Consider the following 23373-nt stretch of genomic DNA (forward strand, 5'->3'; position numbering starts at 1 on the left):
TGTTTATTTTGAGATCCAAACAAAATATTTCAATTATAATTGCTATAGCAATTGTTACTTCAATCTTTCCTTTGAATGTGTTTGCTGCTGCTCCATATGGTGGCATTTATGGGCAAGGTACGTTTGAAAGCCCCGTAGATTACATAAAAGTATATAATGGAGAGTTAAGGCGTTCATACAGAATTTCCGAACCGGAAGCTAAATTCTCTATTTTGGATTCAGACGGCAAAATTCTCATTACAAGTACAAATACAGAACAAACCTTAAACCTATATCTCGGCGATAAAGTCACCTTCAAGAATCTAAGTACCCTTGGAAGTGGTACAGCATTTGATAAGTATGACTTCCAGATTTCCCATAAGGGAAGTGTAACTCAGTTAACTGGTATCGGTACGATTGAAAGCTCTGTTGGGTTTACCTTTGATGACGTAGGCGAGTATAATATTTATTTCAACATAATGGATAATACTCCCATGGATAAAACCGACTACTGGGGCAACTGGTCTTACAACGGCTCCCATAGAGCAACAGGACAAAATCCTGGTCCTACCTCAAGTTCATCTGATGATTTCTATGGATATTGGTATTTCGTTGAGATAAAGGTCGTTGTAAGCCCTCACTCCCTTACGGAAACACACTATGACATTGATACAGGGCAGGAACTTAACAAAACTGTATATAGGGATATTACAGATCCTACATATACAACATACTCGAAGGCTCCATCTGCACTGCCAGGATACACCTACATAGGTTCAAAAGAAGGTTATTCCTGGGATGAAGCAGATTCTTGCATAATATCCAATGCTTCAGTAACCAGCAGGACCGCAAGATATGGCTATGTGAACAATTCATACAACAATGGCAGCAACAACGCTTTTCACTGGTACTATTATCGCAAACTACCAGGTCTATTTGCTAACTTCGCCATTAAATATGGTGGCAGCGACTTTACAAACAAAGAGCTTGTTGCCGTGAACCTTCCTGTCACAGCAAACTTAGTAGACTTGTCGGTAGGTGAGAACATCACAAGCTGGACGTGGGAGTATAAAACTCCTGAGATGCCCGCCTTTCAACAATTTTCCACAATGCAGAACCCTACAATGGCATTGGCTGAAGAAAAAACTTATACCTTCAAACTCACTGTAAAGAATACAATTGAGCAGAAAAGCATGACACACTATGTTACAGTGAAGAAAGGCAATCCTCCACCGGAAAACCAGTCTCCTGAAGTGGAGATACTCGGTCCCAAGCAGGCACTGGCAGGTGAAAATGTAAGGCTTGATGGAAGCAATTCCTACGACCCTGACGGAATAATAACTCAATTTGTATGGGATTATCCTGATGCTAATTTTGTTAACTCAAATAAAGATGGGGACAGGCTTACTGTGTGGTATCGCTATACAGGAAACAATAGCAGGCATGAACATGTTGCCTTGACTGGAACGGACGATAAAGGTGCAACTGGAGAGGACAGTCACAGTATAGAGATACTTCCTCCTGTGCCTACAGCCGCATTAACAATAGACGGCATATTCAAAGAGAATAGGAAGGTAACCCTTGATGCTTCAGCAAGCCATAGCCCTTCAAGGTACCCTATAACTAATTACCTCTGGAGCATAACAAATTCTGCTAACATGAAATCGATAGCTGCATTGAACGGAAACCCTATCAACAAGGTGATATACAAGGTTGCCGGGACATATAACAACACTGTAACTACACCAAATACAACAGGGCTTACAGACAATGAATCTAAATCAATCACAATAGTGCCAGACCAAAACCCTAATGTAAACTTCGCAGTCACAACAAGGCTGTTAAGAGAACCAACAGACAGCAATCAGGCACTTATAACAATAAGCAATCTCACTGCATCACCTGATGGAGATACTATAAAGAAAACGGTTGCCTTCTATTCCTACGATACTGATAATGATGGTAATTTTGATGAAGAGGTATGGAAGTATTCGACCAATGGCACAGCCTGGAACAATGTAGGCTTACCATATTCGAAGATAAAGTCCGGCTTTGATATATATAATGTGGCAGGGGGAAATCCTATGACCTTTACCCTCAAGACAAACCAGGTAGGCAAGCTAAAGGTGGAGGTAATGGCCATGGAGGATATACCGGCAGCAGAGACTATTCCTGAGCTTATTACTCCTTCTGATTACAGGAGGTCGGATACTTTCACAACGAAGCCGGACACACAAAAGATTATAGATGTTATAAACACAGCTCCAACAGTAACCTTTGAAGTCAAGAAGAAGAAGGAAGTCGATGTCCTTATAGCAACAGACTATACAGGACAAAAATTAGCTGACCTGCAGTCTGCTTTGAATGTACAGAAGGCCAATCTTCTTGCCAAGAATATTGATGTCAAATACACCATAGTCAATACAACAAGTGCAGTTGCACATGTTAATGATGCTATGTATTATTATAGACGGTATGGAAGATACAACTTTCAGGCAGATCGGGATTCATGGAGCAGTAGCGGTAATGGAAACTCTGATGATGATGAACATTATCAAGATTTGCTTTTATGGGAAGAAAGAACTGCATTGGAAAGTGAGGCGGCGTATCTTCCGCCCCGCAACCCTACAAATCTGAATTGGTGGAAAAGCGGGACAATCCATGAGGAAGAACCTGATGATGACACTCCTGATTGGGAAAGATGGTACTACAATGTCTATATGCAAGTTAATAATGATGGTTACAAAAATTATGATGTTTTGGATTTTACATTAAGAAGGTATAATGGCTTACAAAGTGATGATGGTTCCACATATGGGTATGAATATGACGACATCGAGGAAGAGAGTGTATCAGTAGACAGAAGCTTTATTAGAGCGGAAAAAATTAGTGATGTAACAGTTAATGTAAACAGTGTAAATTTCGCAAGTGTCACTTCCGCCCCTTTAAGGGAAAACAGTGATAGGTATTTGCTTTTTATTGGTGATAACAATAGTAAAATATATAGTGGCGCATGGGGAACACATTACCCCTTCGGAGGGCTTGCAAAAGCAGAACAGGACTATATAAAGGCAAACAATGTAAAACCCTATATTGTGACCCCGGAGGCAACATTAGATACTGCTGTTGGTCAAGAAAAAGCAAAAGAAGTATATTTAGGGAATTTATCATATTTCAAGTCCCTAGACGGTGCATTAATGGCTATAATTGATTACCCTGCAATAGTAAACATAGGTGGAGAGGTAAAAGATATATATGGGGAATACATACTTCTTACAAATGGCACGTTGAAATATAGAGTAGATGGGGCTAACTTTAATACCGTTGTAACAGGAGTTTCTAAGGTAATTCAAGAAAAGGACGGAAACGGGGATATATTAAATAACGGCATTATATGGGCAGTAACTTCAGATGGCATATTGAGACAGTTTGTATATGGTACTCAAGGCTTTATATGTAATTACACGGATGTAATAGATGTCTTTAATGGGAATGGATTACCATACGGAGAAGGTTCTTACCTGATCAGCTGTACAAGTGGTACTTATTTCGTATTCAAAGGTGGTGGAACTGTAAAAACCTTCTATAATGCACCTTTGGCGGGTTATGCATATATGGATGCACGAGAGTGGGAAGATGGCGATTTTGAGGATTATGCAAGCATATTGATATACAAGAATGGGAATGTTCAGGTTGGCGTAGTATGGAAGGACAGCCGTTGGAATAGTACACTGCAAACATATGTGTACTATATGAGAGATATAAACATAAAACCATTATACGGAGGTATATATAACTCAACCACAGAGACATTCTCTTTTTATGGTTTCGGCTCGGTTAAACCCATTAAAGGAATGAATTGTATTGTAGGCAATTCAATTTATCAATTTAATAGTTTATTATATGAGCATATTAAATCTAAGGATTATTATTTTCAGGATATGACTAACCCGGCGTATATAGCTACAAATGTAGTTTCTGAAAAGGATGGGATTAGAACATACTCGGATGGGAAATTGGGGATACCATGCACATGGAATCAAAAATATTTTGGATATAAGGGTGCTGCTTACTACAGAACTGTAACAACATATATAGATGTTCCCGCTTTAAGGAATAAAACAATTAAAGAGGTTGTTACTGGTATTGGTACGACGGCCATATTGACAACAGATGGGGAGCTATATAAATGGGTTGATACGACTATTTATACTGTTCCGACTACGCCTATAATTAATTTAACTCTCGCAAGTAGTAGTGTCTCTGATGCATATAGCTTTAGATATAATAAAAGCTCTTCCAGTACGCAATCTTTTGTGACGAAAAGCTACTACATTGATAAAGGCAATTTGAAAGATATGACTACAGGCAGTGTAATATATGAGAATATCATAGATTCTGCTTTTGATAAAAGTGCTAATAGATTCTGTTTTGTAACTAAAGACGGCAAGCTTTACGGTGAAGGCTATTTTGGGAAAACAGGTTATAGGGGATGGTATCCTCTAGGAGAAACACTTCATGAGCTAATTAAGACCAGGATAGTTATAAACGACACAACAAAGCAGTATATTACACTGAGAGATATTCAAACAAACGTAAGGGATACAAAGTATTTCTCTCAAGGACAATACCAGCAGGCAGTAAACGACATAACAAGCATTTACCTGAATGATTCAAGTTATCTGACCAATTATATAGTTGTCAACGATACAGTAGATTACAAGGTAATATATAACGATTATGAGAATGATCGGAAATATACCGAAAGCTGGGCATACAACCATGAGCCAAACTACTTCGAGAACAGCATGGGACTTGCCTCGTTTCATGGGCAGACATTGACAACGCCAATAACTAAGTTTACGAAGAAAGGCCGGTATACAATAAATGTTAAGGCAAGGGACAACCCCAAGAGTGATAATAGGTTTGACAATTATAGATTGTGGAGCACCGGAAACCAGAATGTAACACTATATGTCCATGAAAAGCCGGTTGCATTGTTCCGTGTTAATGTCACTCCAAATGGCAACGGAACCTTTACTGTTGTGGCTGCAGATGTTGGCAGTTATGACCGCGACCATACTTCGAGAGCCGATAAGGGGATAGCAGCTAGTGAGTGGCGTTGGAAGGAAAAGGCTGAGCTTAGCTGGCACAGTGAGAGAATTAATAAGGCTGATTGTTTGGCTGATAGAACTTACACCATACAATTACGGGTTCGGGATCTGGAGGGTACATGGTCGGATTACATGACAGTAGAACTGGATGCAGCTAATTCTCCAATAGCCTTGTTTACAGTGGACAATAACCCATTAAGCATAAATGATCTCTTGCGAGTAAAAGATCAGTCCTTCCCACAAAGTTTATCTACACTGACAAGATGGAACTGGGTAGTCAAAAAATTCAATGAGGATGATACGCTGCCGATCACGCCTATAATTGATGGGCAGTACGGAACAAGCAATAACGGAGGCGGCTCACTTACCGGCTACGATAGTAATGTGAAGACTGATTATAATGATACAGGCCCGGGTAAATATAGAATTTATCTGCGTGTAAGAGACAGCAATGGCTTATGGTCAGACGGAGGCGCAGACAGCTCATACAATCTGAATAATTTCTACACCCGGGATATTGTGGTACAGGAGAGTTTTAAGCTATTGAGTTTTAGAGTTATGAAAGTGAAAGACCTGCATTTGGAAAGCTATTACTATAACTCAGCCACAGGACAGTATGATGACAAGCCCATAAATGTAAATGGTATGGCGGTTGATTATCGAAACTTTGGTGTTATAGTAGACGGTCTCACAAAAGGATATCTATTTGAATATGAACTCGATGCCATAAACTTCAATGACGATACCGATACGATAGTAATAAGACCACATTTCTATACCTGCGATGCCTTATTGAGAGATACAGAGGAATGTGACTTGTACTGGGAGAACAGTTCTCATGAGGTACTGAAGGCAGGAGAAGGAGGCCATGCAAGCTGGGAAGTCATAACTCTGGGCAGGAATGATAGGACGATAACGGGGGCAAACACTGCAACTTGGAGAGGCTCATACCTGATTCCCGGAACAGCGTGGGCGGTCCCCCTGGGGACATCCTCAACCAATGCCAAAGCAAGCAGGATAAACCGTGACATAATAGTGAATTTTGAGATAAAAGGCTATAAAAATGGACTAATGAGATATGATTATAATCTACAGCAGTGGCCTTTGGAGAGGACAGTAGAGAAGCGGCCCTATAAGATCGGTGATGTAATAAGATATAGTCATATAAAAAGCAATCTGGATGACAGCAATGTTATAATAAACCGTCCATAAAGGCAGAAAAAAACTTCGGAGTGCATGCTCCGAAGTTTTTACTTATTATTCTCAGAATCCGTTCCTGTACTAGGCAAAATAGGTTTTAGCAATACGTTTATGATAGTTTTATATGGCTCGCTTGTTGCATCCCGAGCATCTGCAACCACAAGGCTAACTTCATATTTGCCAACTGCTGAAAATTTATAAGCTATATTCTGATTAGAAGAATCAAATACTGTTTTGGAATCCTTCGTAATCATCCATGAATAAGATTTTACACTGTCATTGGCATCCGGATCGGAGGTTTGACTTATAAAAAACACTGTATCTCCTTCAAAAACCTGATCCTTATTAGCTGTAAACTGAGCTGCAGGTTTTGTGTTCTGCACCGCAATTCTGTTCTTATTTAAAGTGTATATATCCAAATCCTTTACATAATTCCATATGCCCCCTGTCAGCAGCAGTATTAGGACTATTGCTGCAAGTCTGCGCACCGGCGTGAGCCTACGCTTGATTTTTGCTTTCTGGAGGTTCTTTCTCATCTGCATGTCTACGGATCCATTGCCTATGAATACTGAGTACAAAAGCAAAGATTTAAAATCACTATATACTTTTGCTATTGATTCGTATTTACCTTCCAGGCAGCTTTGCACTATGGAAAATAGCGCTGGTGGGGTATTGTCCTTTATATAATTCAAATCAGTAGCCAATGTGTTTGAGAAAACAGCGCCTATGATTTCCCCTACCCTTTTAGACACATCACTTCTGGATGCAGACATTTTTTCGGCTGTAAGCTTGAGGTTGCAATTGAAGCAGATGTTCCGTTTATTGACTACTGTAATATTATCTGTATCACAAAGTGAAAAAACAATAAAAGGGCTGAGTTTTTCCATTTCAATGAGTTGGGTGAGCAAGCTTTCGGTCAGGTACATCTTTTCCGTAAGCCTGAGGTTGTTGTTGGACAGATAGGTTTCCAAGGCGGGCCCTGAACAGATATTGCATACCACATAGAAGCAGAAATTTTCATAGAAGGTTTCAATGATATTCCTGATATAGCGGCACTTCTCCTTAGAAAAGCTGTCTTTCATGCCGTATATAGTATCAGTATCCTTGAACTCGTTGATTATAAACTGCTTTCCATCATCGGCACCTGATTTTTTAGCTGTGTATACTGCTTGCAGTTCATTTGTAAATAAGGTATCGATTATTTCATACTTTTCTGCAACAACAAGATTGTCCATATAACCACCTCAACCTACAATATTCTACATAAAACAATATTTTCCTTTCAATAATTACAAATTTTTGAAAAATATTTAATGGGTCCAGGGTTCGAGGTGCGAGGTGCAGGGTTGCGAGTAACGTATTGCGGGTTTCAATGCAAGGTCCACTATAGGGGTGCCTATTGGGCGTACTCAGGTAGGGGCGAACAGTGTTCGCCTGCTCTCAGATAAAATAATTGAAAGCCGAGAATTAGTGTAGTAATATAATACTATAATAAGTATATAATACTGCTATATTGGAGGTGGAATTATGAAGATTAAACCGTCTGCAGCAATTAGAAATAACTATAATGAAATATCAACTCTCTGTAAAGAATCAGGAGAGCCGGTTTACTTAACCAAGAATGGTGAGGGCGACTTAGTTGTGATGGATATTAACGCTTTTATACGTCGTGAGAATATGCTGCGCCTTAGGGAAACTCTGGTTGCAGTCGAAGAGGATAGATTAGCTGGTAAGAAAGGTTTATCTGTTGATGCTTTGAATGAGAAAATGAAAAAGGCCATTGGGGAGGTTGCCAATGAACAGCAGAAATAAATTCTATTCGGTTGTTATTTCTGATAGAGCGGCGGATATGCTCGTTCAGCATATCCGCTTCACGGCGCAGTTGAGCCTGGAAGCCGCAGATAGACTTCGTGTAGAAATAATTGAAGCAGCTAAATCATTAGAGTATTTTCCTGAACGGAATCCATGGCTTTCAGATCCAATACTTCCTGCCAACAAGTATCGCAAAATGATAATTAATAAGCGCTTTTTACTTATTTATCAATTAAAAGATGATATGGTATTTGTTGAGTATGTTTTAGATTGCCGACAGGATTATAAATGGTTGATATGATTTTACCTTGTCGAAAATAGGGGCTTTAGCAATTAATTGCTGAAGCCCCTATTTTGAGCAAAAAAAAGCGCACCCGTTAAGGTGCAATATGAGTGGGGTTAACGATTGTGTGTGTGTCTCCATAAGCTATGAGTTATTCAGGGGTTAAATACAATCATAATTATAATGCATAAAGAATGAATATGCAATAGATTTTGTGAAAAAAATGTGAAAAATTTGTGAAAAAGTTATAGTATATTAGATGACCGTTTAATTAAACTGTAATAAAACCTTTTGTTTATGCATATTCCGGCGATTGGGAGAATTAAGCGAAAATGCTCATTTACAAATATATTAGAAGCATTACAATAATTGTGTATGCATAAATATGCAATAAAAGAGGTATTCGAATTATTTTTATACATAATTCTTTGCATCTAATATTTGTAATATTTTGTAATGTTAAGGTTAGGTTACAATTCCTGAAAATAAGCTGGAAATTATGGTATAATTTAAGTGATTTTTATACTTTAGCCGTAGATGAAAAATGTCGATAAATATATATAGTCTCGAGATACGAGATACGAGATACGAGATACGAGATACGAGTATGAAGGGTGGGCTTCGGAGCTCTTTTTAAACCTCGGGTCTCGAGTCTAGAGTCTCGAATCTAACTAACAGGAGGAATTGTTTGTGAAAAGATTTATGCTGACCTCAAGAAAGTTTTTGTCGTTTTTATTGACGTTTATAATAGTATTCTCGTTATTCCAGGATGTAATGGTGGTACAAGCTGCTCCTGCCATCAGCGATATACGATTTGAGAGAGTAATTGATCCTGCCAATGGAACTACAGAAACATTGTACATATACGGAAGTGACCTTAATGAGCCAATCGTAAGAGTAGGTACATCTGGGAGTATTCCCGTGCAAATAAATGAATCTGAATCTAACTCGTCCTGTATTGTAATTGACGATCCAGACTCACTTTCAGAGGTTAAAAACAGGTCAAACATAATAAATGTGACTGTGGATGACGGAGGAACACCGACACAACTGAGTGGAAATATAGACCTCGAGGTAATACCCACCATTGAAGGCGTTTCCAAAGGGAAGGTATATGTAAACGATCCCCTCACCATATCCGGAAGCCAGTTCGAAAACTTGAGCAATACTACTGACACTTTGCTGGTTGCAGGGACGAAATATACCATAGGGTCCGAGTGTATTGTCAGGAGCGAAAGCAGCATTGAGATACCTCAGGTAAAATCCCCTAACGAAAATTTACTTTCTGATGTGAGGATTGAGAGAGTCACACCCGGAAGTCAGATATTTATCATATATAAAGACAGCATACGTGTTGTAAACAGACTAGCTGGCATCGAAGTCGGAAGGGTTGATCCAAACGCAGGTCCAAGAACAGATAAAAACATAATAAGTATATATGGCACAAGTACTGATTTAAGTCAATTTACGGATGATATAAGAATCTTCATAGATAGGGTTGATGAGAGCGGGGGCTATGAAGGAAAAAATATGGGTTTAATATTAAATGCCTCAAGACAAACAATAGGGGTCAAATTTGAGCTTCCCATAAGGACTCAAGCAGGTACTGCGGATTTGATCCTGTGCTCCAAAAACCTGTCCAGTGAGTTGACAATACCTGCAGCCTTTCTATATCTGGATATAGGAAACTCTCTATCCATAGATAATGAGGGTATCAACCCTAAATTTAAGAAGGAAACAGAGCAGAAGATAATACAGATAAAAGGCCGAAACATTGGCTTCTTCAATGGCACGGGCTATGACAAGATAACCAATGTGTCGCCAACTGCAATTTCACCAGCGGATATTGATCTACCTCTAAACACTATCATTGGTTATAGCACGTATGGAAGCTTCAATAATCATTCTTACTACAAGCTCAGATATATCGGCAGATATGACAACTCAAAGGATGTAACAATTATAAGGCAGTTCAGGGTCACCATAGATGGAGACGCTACAGTTACTGATTCAGTATATACGAACTACAGCCTCAGTAAGGATATTATCTATGTGAAGCCTGCTGACGTAAACCTATATCTTAATGAGCCCAAGATAGTTGACGTTACTATAGAGACAATTACCACAGTCGTAGATGATTCAGACCCAAGCGGAGAGGCATTATATACAAGGTCGGAAAAATATGCTGTCAAGAACGGGTTTACTTACTTACCCAATGAAATATCACCGGAAATAGAGGCAATAACACCGGATTTTGGTCCCACAAACAACAAAGAAGGGATATATATGACTATAACGGGATCCAATTTCGAGGTAGTCGATAAAGCTATGCTGCCTCCCGAAAAGGATGCTGTGCCTGAGGTAAGGGTGGGGAATACCAAATGCTCCAATGTAAAGGTGTATGACGAAGATAACAATTTGGTAGATGGTAGAATCCTAACCCTTGGAACCAAGATAAAATGCATCCTTCCAGCCGGAACGACTGGAGACGGAGCAGTAGATGTGGTAGTGGTAAACCCCAGTGGAGGCGAGAGAATAAAGCCCACTGCCTTTAACTTTAAAATACCCAACAGATTGGAAGCCAAAATGCCTGTTATAACCCAGCTGAGAGAGCCCTATGCAGATATAAGAGGGGGTATCGTAAGCGGAGAGACAGTAATAATAACGGGTAACAACTTCGATACTTCATCAAACCAGAACCATAGGGTATTGATAACAATTGATGGTGAAGAAGCCACAATACTTGGCAGGGTATCCTCCGATGGAAGGACAGTGACAATCATTCCCCCGCCAGGCACTGTACCTGGAGAGACAATGCTTCAGCTTATAAACGAAGACGGCACCATGGTAAGCGCTGAATTTGTGTATAAGCTTATTACATCAAACCCTAAGATAACAAGCATAGTACCTATAAAAGGCGGCAAAGGCACCAAGCTTATAATAAAAGGTGAGGACTTCATACTGCCTGATAATAGTGTAGTCAACAACGACCCTAAGAAGAAAGGATCAGTAGTACTTTTGGGAGGCATGGAGCTTAACGCATACAAGTATGACGATCAAGGTGATATTATCAATGCCAATCCCGATGGTACCCCAACCAATGATATATATTATGATGACTGGTATGATCCAGACGGAGATGATGATACTGATAATTCATATGGACTAAATGGACATATGGTAGATGTTCAGGATTTAACCACCATATATGTGGATATACCGGACAGATTCTACAGTTATGCCGGATCAACGAGTAAAGCTCCTTATATGAAATGGACGCAGATACCTCTTGGTTCCCTTAAAGTGGAGGTTTTGAATCCTGATGGAGCTAAGTCCAAGGAAGATGTAAGGTTTAACTACATGAATCCATCTACCAGTCCAACCATCTACAGCGTCAGCCCAAACAACGGTTCTGTGGATGGAGGAACGGTAGTGACGATAATAGGCTCGGATTTCAGAGAGGATGATTTGGAGGTATATTTTGGCTCGGAACTGTCGGCAGATGTGCAATTTATTAATTCAGGCATGTTGAGGGCACTGGTGCCGAAGTATCCGTACACGCTTCCTACCGGTGATGATGAGCTTATGGTGCCGGTTATGGTTGTGAACTATGACGGTGGTACTGCAGTTCACTATGATGAGATTGCTGAAGAGGGCTTTAGGTATAGGGTACCTGGAAGCCATCCCATTATTACTTCAATAGCACCCGGTTCAGGTTCTGCTGCAGGAAAAGATACTGTTATCCTCCAAGGGCAGGACTTTAGAAGATCACCGGATATGACTCTTGATGGTCTGCCTAAGGTGTACTTCAACGGCAGGGAAGCGGAGGTAATATGGACTGAGCTCACAATGACAAGCGTACAGAGTCTGAAGGTAATAACACCTTCAAGCCTGGTTTCGGGCCCTGTGGACGTTGTGCTTGTAAACTATGACTCGGGTACCTTCACCTATAAGAGCTTTAACTATACAAAATCCCAGCCTAAAATAACCAGTGTAATGCCGAATTCCATGAGCAACCTGGGAAATGTAAATGTACAGATAAACGGAAGCGGCTTGCGAACGGGGGGCACAAGCGAATTGTTCGTCAGCACCACAGAAAAAGTGAATAGGCATACTGGAGCTGGTACAAGTGCTGCAGCGGCAGTTGATACAATAGTTGCCTTTGGTGATGAATCAACAGGGGACAAAGCTGTGATTGACACAGTCATCGGACCGCCTTCTGCAGTGATAGGCGATTTGAGGTTTGACACAGTTGTTTCAGCAGTATATCAGCAGGTAGAGGTAACTATATCCCTTGCATCAGCTACTGAACCTACGCCAATAGAGCGGCACTATACAGACACGGATGGGACTCCCGAGTTCGACTCATATACACAAGCAGACATACAGGTCGGTTCATCCCACCTTTTCATACTAAACCACAAAATGGACCTGGGAAGCTCAAACGCTTATGATGAAGGGATATTGGTAGAGACAACACCATCATCAGTTACTATAACAAGGAGAATTGCCCCGTATGCAAAGGTATTGGACGAAGGCAAGCAGGTGGATGCTAAATCCCCGCCTGTAAATAAGATAGGCCTCAGGAACCTGAGTGTAATCAATGATGACAGGGGTACAGCAGTCAGCCCAATTACAATACTTAATCCGGACAGCAGCCCAGTGATAACCGGCATCGACCCTAAGAACGGTGCCAGGAGTATAAGCCAAAAAGATGATGTTGAATATGATCCAAATGATATAGCGGATTACTCAAAACTGTACACAGTTGTTCCGCTTGATGGCGGCGCCTTCCTTACAATAACAGGCTCGGATTTTAGAAAAGGCGTGAAGGCATACCTTAATGATATGCCTTTGGAGATAGTTTCAAAGAGCATAGATGATGACCAGCTGGTGGTAAAAATTCCACAAGGCACCGATGAAGATGCAGATAAGGATTACAGGATAGTTGTTGTCAATCAGGACGGCGGAACTTATGATTCAACAATGCTTCCGATACCGCACTACATAAGATATAGGTCTACTGAAAGCAATCCTGTCATTTCTACTATAACTCCGGACAAATCCTCAAGCAGAGGAAACAATAGGATTAATATAACCGGAGAAAATTTCAAGGCCGGTGTTATTGTGCTGATTGACGGAGTAGCATGTGTGACCACCAGAGAAGAAAAGACACTGCCAAACGGTGACAAACTGCAGGTTTACCAGAACATCTATGCGGTTGTTCCGACAGGAGTGACCCCAGGCAAGAAGACAGTACAGGTGCAGAACACCGACTTTGGAATTGCTGAAGTGAAGGATGGACTTACAATAATAAGCTCACCCGAAATCACAGGAATATTTGATGATAAGGGTGATGAAATTAACCCGCTAGTGCTCTCTGTAGAGGGTGGAGAGAAAATAAAGCTTGAGGGAATACAGTTCATGGAGGGTATAAAGGTAATATTCGGAGGTACCCTGAAGGCCAAGTCAGAATTAACGGCTGGAGAATCAGGACTGGAAGGCCTCAATATTAACAACGCTACGATGGTTATAATCGGCGGAACCCTTGCGACAGAAGTGACCCGGCAGGCAGACGGAAGCATCCTCTGCACTACTCCAAAGCTTATTATGGGTAAAACCAGTGTGATAGTAATAAACAGCGACAGTGGTATAAGCAATGAAATAGCAGGGCAATACCAGAAGCCAGTGCCCGATACGCCAGAAGGCTTAAAGGTGGAAGTGGTTGACGGCGATACCTTGAAGTTGGAATGGGATAAGCTTGAGGATGTCAGTTATTATGAAATATATGTATCCATTAGTGAAAACGGTAAAAAAACCACAGGCATATACCAGTATCTTGGAAGCATAGTACCGGCAGAAATAAGTGAAACAAGACTCAGATACTATCTTGACGGACTTATGCCTTCAACCTGGTACAGCATAAAGCTGAGGTCTGTCAATCTGTTCGGCACCTCGAAGTACTCAAACTCCACAGGCTATTATAAGACTCTGGAGGAAAAGGTAGTCACATTCTACCAGGATGAGACTGCAAACACAGGAGGAGTGGAGCAGAAGGACAGTACAGTTATAAACGGTTTGGAGCTTACCTATACCTTAGGAGAGAAGTCTGTAGGAAGCAGCACGGGGGCTGTGGTGAACTTTGAACAGCCGAGCTACATAATAGCCGATCCGAAGATTGTGAAGATAAGCTTCGAACTTATAAAGAAACATCCTAGCAGCAAGATAAAGATAAATGACAAGGACATGGAGCTTAACCTGAAGGCATCCAACCTTGCTGTTGATGAAGTAACAAGAGTAGACAACTCTCTTAAGGATGATACTGATATGAGGGTTTCAATAGACCGCACACTAGGCGCTGAGGGTGATGAGATCAGAATCAGACTGCCAAGAGGCTATAAGATAATGGTGAACCCCTTCAGCATCAATCTGAATATGCAAGTACAAAATACAACGACAAGGATAAAGAGCTTTAACGGAGATATAAACCTGCTTCTAAACTACGCAGAATCAAAGAAAAGCTTGTATCCGGGCGGTGTGTACATAGCATACTACGACAGAACGACAGGAAAGCTTCAGATAATAACTACCCAGAACCTTAACGGCAAGGCTCAATCCCAAATAATAAAAACCGGAGAATATGTACTGATAGGGAAGTTGGTAAAATAAATTTCTGGTGCGAGGTGCGAGGTACGGGGTGCGGGGTGCGAGGAATTCTGGGCAATGCTTCGAAGGCATTACTTAAAGTGCGAGGCACGAGCAAAAAAGTTCTCCGCGAACCGCGAACCACGAACCACGAACCAATAGTTAAAGGATGTGATCCAATGCTTGCAAAAAAATCTATAGCAGCATACATAATAGTAATTGCACTAATTGCAAACCTGCTGCCGCTGACAGCTTATGGCGAGGATATAGTCTCAACCGGCATTACAACAGGGGAGGCTTTGGTAAAGAATGCAAGTTTTAATGATATTGCAGGGAATTCCAATGCCGACAATATAATGAAGATGAGTATATATTCAATAGTCAGGGAGTACGGCGCCAACATGTACAGACCGAACCAGGCAGCTGTCAAGCAGGATGTGCTTGCGGCTCTGGTAAGGGCTACAGGGAGACAGGAGGAGGCAGTAAAGCAGGGAGAAAGGCTAAAGCTTGCCGATCCTACGCTTACCCCGGTAAATACATACTTAATGGGACATATTGAAGTTGCAAAAAGCAGCGGTATAATTAATCAGAGTGAAATAGCATCATTATCGGCACTTAATACGGAAGAGGCTGCACAAATAAAAGCGGAAGTCGCTAAAGCAGTGAAAGAGAACTGGAAAATGACCATGGCTCAGAAAAATCAATTGGAGAAGCAGTTGGCAGATAAGAAAACTTTCCAAAAAGCTTATACATCACCTGCAAACCGTGAGGAAGCAGCCCTTTGGATAGCAAGAGCCTTAGGTCTTGGGCCGGTTGCAGGCGAAGATATAACGACAGTTTATAACTATAATGATTGGACATCTATAAAGACGGAGAACTTACCCTATATTGAAGCAGTTCTTAAAAAAGGCATTATGAAAGGTACATCGGCAACAGCTTTTTCTCCCAAAGGAACTATAAGCAGGGGAGAAATGGCAACCATAATGAATATGGTGGTGGATCAGTCTCTTGACAAGCTGGGTTACACAGCAGGCTACGGCAAGGTTACCAGCATATCCATGGCAAGGGATGTTGCAGCAGTATCAGATACATATACCACTAGTATAAACATTGAAACACCAACTTCGGAGAATATTGGCATAAGCATACAGAAAAGAAATACAAGGAGTTCCATAAGTCAGGAGACAGTACCGGTAATCAAAAACGGAAAGATTGGCACCGAGTCACTGATTACTGAGGGTGACATAGTAGAATACACCTTGAATAAGGATAAGAAGGCAATCCTTTTGCACGCTGCGGAGCTGAAGGAGGTTGACGGCACCTTTGTAGTGTATGACCCACAGCAGAATACAGTCCAGGTGGGGGATAAGAACAACAACATGTACTTCCTTAAGGTGATGCCTGACTCAGCGATTCTGGTGCAGAAGGAGTCGGTAGATATAGGCAGATTGGAGCCCAACAGTCCTGCAAAAGCAGTATTTGCAAACAATATTTTGAAATCCCTGAGCGTGGATACGGCGCCGGAGCTGATAAGCGGCAAAGAGACACCGGTGAGGATACTTTTTGCAGATACAATGGGAAATGTGATAAAGGTAGCTGATGAATACGACAACAAGCAGTATCTTGAATTGGCTGATACGGCAGCGATATATGTAAACGGAGAGTTGCAGGATATCAGTTCCATAGGCTTTGATCAGGATGCAGTAGTAAGGATTTTCAATGGGAAAGTACATGAAGTTAAGATATATACAGATGTTCTGGAGGAGGATCCCAACAGGCGGGTTGTCCTTACAGCAAAAGTAAGGGATATATCGGATGATGGAATTACCCTGCTCACTGACGATAACCCTGAAAACCCTGCTTTATACACAATTGACAGGAATACTCCTATAATAAAGGATAAGCAGTCGGTAAGCGCCTCGGTACTCAGGCAGGGGGACAGGGTGAAGATTGAAGTGGACACTGCCAATGACAAGCACATAGCCCGCATGGAAGTGCAGGGTGAAGGTGTGCAGATTGAAAAGGTATACAAAGGCGATATCAAGGATGTTGCTATAGAAACGGGAGAAATAGTGCTGTCCAATGTATCCTCCTACGGATATTATGACTGGATTAAGAAGGACGGCTATATTAGGTATAAGCTGAATGCTGAAATCGACATATATGACAAGGATACCAAGATTAGCTTGGACAAGCTGAAGGATTATATAGGAAAGACCATATACGCGGTATCCAAGAAGGATTATGGTACAGAAGAGCTTGTAAAAGCAGTACTTAAAGATGGCTATGAAGACGCAATAAATAAAAGCATTTCTGATGTGAAGTGGACCACCAAGCAGCTAACACTGTCAGACGGAAGAGCAATTAATTTCAATGATGGCTCTATTATAATAAAGGATGGAAGGCTTTTAGACTCCCTATATCTGGCTAAGGACTCAGGGGCTTTTGTGATACAGAACAGGTCGGTGATGGGCGTCGGCAGCGCTCCGATTATAAGCCTGGACAGCTTTAATGGCTTTAGCAATTACAATATTACAAAGGGATATCTGCATAACATGGGAGAGGACTATTATTCTATAGAAAACTCCTACACTCTAACCAATAATGAGTGGACAGAATCAGCAGAGCCGACCTTCCTATTGAGCAATGAGACCTATGTATACGACAATGTGATAGTTGAAGGTCCAATTACAGCTGATAAGTTTGCGGAGAGCAGGTTCAAGCCGTACACATATACATGGCCTAACTATAAAACAGCCGGTAAGGACATGGATTTTCATGAGGATGATGAATATCATTATTATTATGACAAATACAGAGGGAACTCCAAGTTCCATGAGCACTTCTTCATGTATGCGGTGACAGACAGAGAGGGTAATACTCACGCCATTAACATAATGAAGAAGGACAAGGAATCCTTTAAAGAGGATAAGGTATTTACGGAGAGACTTTTTGCAGGGCAGCTGAAAACAATTGATGCAGGCAACAAAGTAGTTGTCATAAAGAATGCAAGAGATTATAGTACAGTATATGGAAAGTGGAATCCGGTTATGGCCGATATCCCGATGGGTATGGAGAAGGTTGTAATACTGAAGGATGGAAAGGTCATAAGCATGTCAGAGCTTGATGCGGATGATAATGCCTATATAATGTCCCAAGATGGCTACGCACTGTTTATGCTGGTAGAAGATTAAAGGCTGGTGCGAGGTACGAGGTACGAGAGGTAGGGGCGCCCATTGGGCGTCCGCTGTAGGGGCGAACAGTGTTCGCCTGACCTCTTCGAAGCGAGACTTAAACCACGAACCGCGAACCCCGAACCGCGAACCACGAACCACGAACCAAAAGTATTTATTGAGGTGGTACTTATGAAGAAATTTACAATCGCAGCTATATTTATTTATACACTATGCATATTCGCCTATGCTGCTCCCGGCTATGAACCCGGAATAAGCGGGGACATCACTCCTAAGAAGGGAGAACTCAAATACTCTGAGACAGTATTCTTGTCTGGAGAGCCAATAATACTGGAAGGCATAATAAAAATCAGCGGGGACAACAAGGGTACAAAGACCACATTGGAGTACAAGCTTGCCAATACTCAAAAGGCTGCTGCGCTTACGAGGAAAGTGACATTTTTGAACTCCACCAGCAGTGATGTTTTGGAAAACCAGTCAACTTACAGTACCTCTATTGATCCGAAGTTTTCCGAGACAATACAAATAGGAAGCAATACCTTTGAGATGAAGGAGTACCTTTTCAGCCGATCAGGGAACACAGATGGCAGAGACGTAATAAGGTATCTGAATTCTGACTGGAATGGAAGAAAGGTTTACTTACGAAATGGCGATCAAGGAGAAATAGTAGTTGATATAAATTCGCACTTGTATGGCTATAACAACTACTGGAGCTCAACAGAGACAGCTATTATCAAGCACTCAGTAACCTATAGATACAAGGACGCTGTAAGCGCTTCTGTCTACAAGGAGGCTTTTGGAACAGTTGAATATGCTGTATCCAATTCCTCAGTTAAAGCTATTCAATATGTATCCAGCGGACCTCAGGACATAAGCTTCGCAGGGGGCTACATACTGAAGGAAGGCGAGGAAAACATAGTATCCTACGTGTTTGATGTGCCGAAGCTTAATGCAGGTATACCGACAACTGCAAGGAATAAGGGGAAGAACAGCTACAAGCTTGTAACCATGCCGGTGCAGACAAGACTGCTTTCAAATAATATCAAGGATATATCGGCAAGCTACTGGGCAGCTGAGGATATCAAAAGGGTAACCTCACTGGGAATAATAAGCATGTCAGGGGCAGACTACTACCGACCTTTGAGCTTCATGAGCAGAGGGGAGTTTGCCAAGGCAATTGTTAAGGTATCTGACATGAACGGACCAATGGTAAAGCAGACAAAACCCGTTGCCTTCGAGCAGTATTATACAGATGTGGACAAAAACCACCCATACTATGAATACATCAGTAAAATTGCAAGTTCAGGGGCTATGGAGGGCATAAGCAAGAACAGGTTTGGGCCGGATGAGTACCTGACCAAGGCTCAAGCTGCAGCAATAATTGTCAGAGCACTTGGACTGGAGAATTCATCGACTGAAAGCGGTACAGCCACTTCCTTCAAGGATGACGCCAGCGTACAGCTGTGGGCGAAGAAGCCGATAAATATAGCTCACAGGATGGGGATAATCACCGGAAACGCGGACAATGAGATTGAACCCAACAAAATGCTGACCAGGGCAGAATGTGCTGCAATGATAAACAGGTTTATAAGATACCTGCAATACGATATCAGACAAGGCTACAGAGAAGACATGATTAACTTCGGCAGGTAGGGGAGAACAGTGTTCTCCCGCACAATATAATAAATGATAGGAGTAGTGGGTTAATGAATAAGAAGAGCTTTTTCAAAAATTTCTTACCATTGGTATTAATTTTTATACTTTTAACAACCCCGGTAATGGCAGATACCAGCTTTACATTTACAGTACCTGGGCCTGAAGGCGAGGAGAAATCTGAAGCTGCTCAGAAGATAGAAATGATGATGGACATAATAAAGGACGAATATTATAAGGACGTGAAGGAGGAAGACCTCTTAGAGGGTGCCATTAAAGGGATGTTTGAAACCCTGGACTCTCACAGCACCTATTTCAATCCTGAAGATTACAGCGAATTCATGAGCGACATAAAAGGTGAAATCGTAGGTATCGGTGTACAGATTGAAAGGCGAGATGAAAGAATAACTGTAGTTGCTCCTATTGAAGGAACACCGGCATACAAAGCTGGCTTGAAAACCGGAGACAAAATTATCAGTGTCGACGGAGTAGATATATCCGGATATACACCTGATAAGGCAGCAAAACTCATACGAGGCGAGGAAGGTACAACAGTAAAGATAGGTGTAAAAAGGGATGGAGTAAAGGATACAATTAACTTTGAATTCGTCAGGGAGCTTATCGTGTTAAATCCTGTGAAGTATGAGATAAAGGAAGGAAATATAGGCTACATACGAATCAGTGAGTTTTCAGAGAGCATCTACGACAATTTCGCAAACGCAGTAGATGAGTTTAGCGAAAAAGGAGTAAAGGGTGTTGTCATAGACCTCAGAGGAAATCCCGGAGGACTTCTGGACCAGGTGATAGAAGTGTGCAAGCTGTTGATACCTAAAGGACCGATAGTCAAGATACAGGTCAAAAATGAAATAGTTGAAACATATGAATCTGAGCTTGATAAAGCACCCTTCAAGCTGGTAGTGCTCACTAACGGAGGAAGCGCATCAGCCTCTGAAATAATGGCCGGCGCTATAAAAGACAGCAAAACGGGAATACTTGTGGGAGAAAAAACCTACGGCAAAGGCACAGTACAGCAGACAATGCGAGTCCAGGGCGGTGGCGGAGTGAAGCTTACTATAGCCAACTATCTGACTCCAAGCGGTTTCTCTCTTGACGGCATAGGAATCACACCTGATATTGAAGTGAAAGCCAGTGCTGCAGGTGCAGCTGCTGAGTATGCTCCAATAAAAGGCGACAGAAGCATAAAAAGCGGAATCATAGGCCTTGATGTGCTGGGAGTGCAACAGAGGCTGAACGCCATAGGGTATGATATAAAGAAGCAGGACGGTATTTTCGGCGAAATGACAAAGACAGCACTGCTGAAGTTCCAGAAGGATAATAGTCTCAAACTGGATGCTTCCATAGACGCTGACGACCTCAAAACTCTCCAGAGCAAGTTTGAAGAAAAACTGAGCAAAGGCGATCCCCAGCTCGACAGAGCAATGGCTGAGATGAAGAAGATGTTAGAAGCTGGGCAATAAGGTGGTTACGCGTTACGAGTTTCGCGTTTCGCGATTTAGCTTAGAGTTGGAGATTGTATAGAAGTACTTAATCAATAATACAGTGTAATTCAACCATAAAAACAAGAAGGTTAAAAAGTTTTAACCTTCTTGTAGTTTTTTGTTGATTTATATTATAATAATTAAGTATAATATATAAGTTATGAGAAATTTTATAGTATCAGGAGTAAATATATGAGCAAGACCAATTTTAAGGAATTGAAAATATGGCAAATTGCAAAAGATATAGCTGTGGATATATATAGAATTACTGATAGCACAAAATGCGCAACTCGTAACGCGAAACGCGCAACCCGAATTAACATTTAATTATTTACATAAATTATTGATTATATAAAGGAGGTATACAGAATTGTCTCATACTAAATATATCTTTGTCACCGGAGGCGTTGTTTCATCTCTAGGGAAAGGCATAACTGCTGCATCGCTGGGAAGGCTTCTTAAAAGCCGCGGACTGAGGGTAAGCTTGCAGAAGATGGATCCATACCTGAACTTTGACCCGGGAACAATGTCACCATACCAGCACGGAGAAGTATTCGTAACAGATGATGGAGCAGAAACAGACCTGGACTTGGGACATTACGAGAGGTTTACCGATACCAATCTCACAAAGAACAGCAATGTGACCACAGGAAAGATATATTGGTCGGTAATAAGCAAGGAAAGAAAAGGGGATTACCTCGGCGGCACAGTACAGGTAATACCTCATATAACAAACGAAATCAAATCAAGGATATACAGGGTTGCCAATGAATCAAGCCCAGATGTGGTTATAACAGAAATAGGCGGTACAGTAGGCGACATAGAAAGCTTGCCTTTCCTTGAAGCAATAAGACAGGTCAAATATGAAGTCGGAAGCGAAAATGTGCTTTTTCTACATGTCACATTAGTACCGTACCTTTCAAAAGCTGGAGAGCTTAAGACAAAACCTACACAGCACAGCGTGAAGGAGCTCAGGGGCATAGGTATCCAGCCGGATATCATCGTATGCAGAACCGAACAGCCGATTTCAGTTGATTTGAAGGATAAAATAGGTCTGTTTTGCAACCTTGAGGGAGACTCTGTTGTTCAGAACCTGGATGCAGATAATCTTTATGAAGTACCATTGATGCTTCATAATGAAGGTTTAGACGCTCTCGTAATAAAGAAGCTGGGGCTTAAATGCGGAAAAGCTGAACTTACAGAGTGGATAGAAATGGTCAATAAGATAAAAAATCTTAAAAATAAAGTTACAATCGCACTTGTAGGAAAATATGTAGAGCTGCACGATGCCTATATGTCAGTGGCAGAAGCTTTGAGGCATGCAGGTATAGCCAATGATGCGGAGATAGATATAAGGTGGATTCATTCAGAGGAAGTTCTTGAAGAAAACGTAAACGAGTACATGAATGGAGTTGACGGAGTGCTGGTGCCAGGAGGCTTCGGACACAGAGGCATAGAGGGCAAGATACTCGTAGCCAAGCATGCCAGAGAGCACAAGGTACCATACTTCGGAATATGTCTTGGAATGCAGGTGGCAGTTATAGAGTATGCCAGAAATGTTCTGAATCTTAAGGATGCTCACAGCACCGAGCTTGATGAGAACACTCCATACGGAGTAATACACCTTATGCCGGAGCAGGAAGAGATAGACGAGAAGGGCGGCACAATGAGACTCGGACTGTATCCCTGCAAGGTGGCGGAAAATACAAAGGCCTACGAAGCATACGGCGAAGAGTTGGTATTCGAAAGACACAGACATAGATATGAGTTCAACAACCAGTTCAGAGACCAGGTGCTGACCCATGGAATGCTGCTTAGCGGACTTTCACCTGATGAAAGACTGGTAGAGATGGTAGAACTTAAGGATCACCCATGGTTCGTGGGCTGCCAATTCCATCCGGAATTCAAATCCAGACCACAAAGACCACAGCCGCTATTCAGAGAATTCATAAAAGCAGCATTGGAATATAATAAGAAGTAAAAAAATAAAAGCT

9 protein-coding genes are annotated in these 23373 nt (G+C 41.5%); 8 read left to right on the top strand and 1 reads right to left on the bottom strand.

Translation table 11 applies throughout. The features are described from left to right. Positions 1-8: 8 nt before the first annotated feature. Entirely contained in the window at positions 9-6305 is a 6297-nt protein-coding gene (locus tag VEB00_13930; protein ID HYF84116.1) for a PKD domain-containing protein, read from the top strand. Positions 6306-6343: 38 nt separating this feature from the next. Here the strand turns inward: VEB00_13930 and VEB00_13935 are convergent, their stop codons facing one another. After that, entirely contained in the window at positions 6344-7528 is a 1185-nt protein-coding gene (locus VEB00_13935; protein ID HYF84117.1) for a PKD domain-containing protein, read from the bottom strand. Positions 7529-7820: 292 nt separating this feature from the next. Between VEB00_13935 and VEB00_13940 the strand changes: the two genes are divergently transcribed. The 7 genes from VEB00_13940 (at position 7821) to VEB00_13970 (ending at position 23360) form a co-directional block, all read left to right on the top strand. Further along, positions 7821-8105 (top strand): type II toxin-antitoxin system Phd/YefM family antitoxin, encoded by a 285-nt coding sequence (locus VEB00_13940; protein HYF84118.1) that lies wholly within the window; start codon positions 7821-7823, stop codon positions 8103-8105. After that, the gene (locus tag VEB00_13945) at positions 8089-8406 is read left to right on the top strand and encodes a type II toxin-antitoxin system RelE/ParE family toxin (GenBank protein HYF84119.1); all 318 of its coding nucleotides are present in this window, start codon (positions 8089-8091) and stop codon (positions 8404-8406) included. The genes VEB00_13940 and VEB00_13945 overlap by 17 nt, the downstream gene beginning before the upstream one ends. Positions 8407-9078: 672 nt before the next feature. After that, a complete protein-coding gene (locus VEB00_13950) occupies positions 9079-15057 on the top strand; it encodes an IPT/TIG domain-containing protein (GenBank protein ID HYF84120.1) in 5979 nt (1992 codons plus the stop codon). 155 nt (positions 15058-15212) lie between these two features. After that, on the top strand, positions 15213-18227 hold the full coding sequence (locus VEB00_13955) for an S-layer homology domain-containing protein (GenBank protein ID HYF84121.1): 3015 nt from the start codon (positions 15213-15215) through the stop codon (positions 18225-18227). A gap of 171 nt (positions 18228-18398) precedes the next feature. Beyond that, on the top strand, positions 18399-19880 hold the full coding sequence (locus VEB00_13960) for an S-layer homology domain-containing protein (GenBank protein ID HYF84122.1): 1482 nt from the start codon (positions 18399-18401) through the stop codon (positions 19878-19880). A 53-nt stretch (positions 19881-19933) separates the two neighbouring features. Next, positions 19934-21358, top strand: a complete 1425-nt coding sequence (locus VEB00_13965; protein HYF84123.1) for a S41 family peptidase — start codon at positions 19934-19936, stop codon at positions 21356-21358. 391 nt (positions 21359-21749) lie between these two features. After that, positions 21750-23360, top strand: coding sequence for a CTP synthase (locus tag VEB00_13970; protein HYF84124.1), 1611 nt, complete (start codon positions 21750-21752; stop codon positions 23358-23360). Positions 23361-23373: the final 13 nt, after the last annotated feature.

Source organism: Clostridia bacterium (genome assembly GCA_035628995.1).
In the GTDB taxonomy this organism is placed as follows: Bacteria; Bacillota; Clostridia; order Lutisporales; family Lutisporaceae; genus BRH-c25.

Excerpts from the sequence above, each read along its gene's own strand:
- VEB00_13940 (HYF84118.1), top strand. The coding sequence starts at position 7,821 with ATGAAGATTAAACCGTCTGCAGCAATTAGAAATAACTATAATGAAATA.
- VEB00_13935 (HYF84117.1), bottom strand. The coding sequence starts at position 7,528 with ATGGACAATCTTGTTGTTGCAGAAAAGTATGAAATAATCGATACCTTA.
- VEB00_13955 (HYF84121.1), top strand. The coding sequence starts at position 15,213 with ATGCTTGCAAAAAAATCTATAGCAGCATACATAATAGTAATTGCACTA.
- VEB00_13965 (HYF84123.1), top strand. The coding sequence starts at position 19,934 with ATGAATAAGAAGAGCTTTTTCAAAAATTTCTTACCATTGGTATTAATT.
- VEB00_13945 (HYF84119.1), top strand. The coding sequence starts at position 8,089 with ATGAACAGCAGAAATAAATTCTATTCGGTTGTTATTTCTGATAGAGCG.
- VEB00_13960 (HYF84122.1), top strand. The coding sequence starts at position 18,399 with ATGAAGAAATTTACAATCGCAGCTATATTTATTTATACACTATGCATA.